General features: G+C 66.7%; 2 protein-coding genes and 1 pseudogene. All 3 read right to left on the reverse strand.

What is annotated here, in order from left to right; translation table 11 throughout:
• Window positions 1-302, reverse strand: a 302-nt coding sequence (locus tag QZT71_RS12450; RefSeq protein ID WP_295916677.1) for a polysaccharide deacetylase family protein, incomplete at its 3' end; no start/stop codon positions are given.
• Window positions 293-1,255: a beta-ketoacyl synthase chain length factor gene (locus QZT71_RS12455; protein WP_295916680.1), complete on the reverse strand. Its 963-nt coding sequence runs from the start codon at window positions 1,253-1,255 to the stop codon at window positions 293-295. The genes QZT71_RS12450 and QZT71_RS12455, both read right to left, overlap by 10 nt.
• Window positions 1,252-1,783, reverse strand: a pseudogene (locus tag QZT71_RS12460) (beta-ketoacyl-[acyl-carrier-protein] synthase family protein); the annotation flags it as partial. The gene QZT71_RS12455 and the pseudogene QZT71_RS12460, both read right to left, overlap by 4 nt.

Raw genomic sequence — 1,783 nt, forward strand, 5'->3', positions numbered from 1 at the left:
CCGTGGGCCCAGGTGTGGATGCCGATGTCGTGCCCTTCGGCGACGATGCGGCGCACCAGGCCGGGGTGCTGCTCCGCCTTGCTGCCGACAAGGAAGAAGGTGGCACGCACGCCCCGATCGCGGAGCAGATCCAGTACGCGGGGCGTCTGCACGGGATGGGGCCCGTCGTCGAACGTCAGCGCCACGACCCGCCCGGCGGCCCTGTTGCGGCACAGGCAGCGCACATACGCCCCCAGCCGTATCTCATACGAGCAGAAGAACAGGACGAATCCTGCCAGCAATATGGCGATAATTACATACATGTCAGTTCGATGGCCGATGCTTTGCCGCCCGGGAAATCGTTGTAAAGGACAATCCTGCGTCCGGCGTTTGCCGCAATGGCGAGCCGGAAGGCTTCGGCAATCGCCGTGAAGTGCGGCGCGGCGCCCGTTTGCGAGGCATACACCTCCCGGATGCTGCCGGATTGCCCGCCGTGGTCTGTTTCCGGTCCCGTCCGGGGCCCCGGTTCCCCGGCCCTGCAGTCCTGCCGCGCTTCCGTTTCCGTCCGCATGCCGTCCGCTGTCCCGGCCGGAACGCCTCCTTCCGGTGCCGTTTCCCGGTTGCCGCGGCCTTCCGTACCTTCCGAATCTCCTTGCGTCGTAAAACCGCCGCCCGGCGCCGTGTCGTCGGCCGGAATGCGGATTTGCGTGATTGCGGCGACAGAGGTGTCGAACGCTTCGGCCGTCAGCACGAAGAACACCGCCGATTCGCCCCAGCGTCCCTGCGGCGCTACGCGAAGACGCTGCAGGATTTTTTCGACCGACGGCGTGGTTTCGTCGAACGCCCCGACGAGCACCGCCTGCGACAGGCCCGCCCCGAGGCGCAGCGCCGCATCCACCAGCGCATTCTCGAAACTCGTCCAGCGATGGGCGTAGGTCGTGTTGTAGCAATGCAGTCCGCGCAGCAGGGCGATCTGTGCGCCGACCGTATTGAACGTCGACTGGATGAACGGCGTCGGGTTGAGCATCCGTTCCTCGTTGGCAATCAGGGCGTCGAGGAACTTCTCGCTGTCGGCGACGCATCCCAGTCCCGTGGCCGTGACGACGGCGTCGATCGGCGATCGGTCGCCGAACGCCAGCAGCGCTTCGATGCCTGCGGCGACGCCCGATTTGACGACGCGGCTCATCCGCCGCCGGAGGTTCATCTCCGGAATCAGCGTCTTGATGTCGTTGCGCAGCTCCGCGCCCGAGGTTATGCAGTTGACGTACAGTTTCATTTTGCGAATAGTAACGAGCAGCAGTTGCCGCCGAATCCGAACGAGTTGGAGAGTACCGAGCGCACCCGGGCCCGCTCCGTCCGTGTCACGGGCCGCAGTCCCAGTTCGGGAATCGGCTCCGTGAATCCTAGGTTGCCGTAACGCAGGCCGTGTTCGAGGGCCAGCACCGACAGCACCGCTTCGATGCCGCCCGCCGCGGCGAGCGCATGCCCCGTGCAGCCTTTCGTCGAACTGAACGGCGGCACCCGGTTGCCGAACAGCCGCCGCAGGGCCGTGCCCTCCGTCATATCGTTGTTCGGGGTTCCCGTGCCGTGGACGTTGATGTAATCCACCCGCTCCAGGCCGCTTCGGGCCAGCGCCCCGGCCATGGCGCGGTAGGCGCCTTCGCCCGTCTGCGACGAGGCGGTCTGGTGGTGGGCGTCGTTGGCGTTGGCGTACCCCGCCAGGCGGCAGTAACTGCGGATACCCGGCACCTCGCGCGTGAGTACGACGTATCCCGCGCCCTCGCCGAGGGTCAGCCCGGCGCGT

Origin of the sequence: uncultured Alistipes sp. (assembly GCF_902388705.1) — a bacterium.
In the GTDB taxonomy this organism is placed as follows: Bacteria; Bacteroidota; Bacteroidia; order Bacteroidales; family Rikenellaceae; genus Alistipes.

Coding starts and splice junctions, on each gene's coding strand:
- QZT71_RS12455 (WP_295916680.1), bottom strand. CDS start 1,255: ATGAAACTGTACGTCAACTGCATAACCTCGGGCGCGGAGCTGCGCAAC.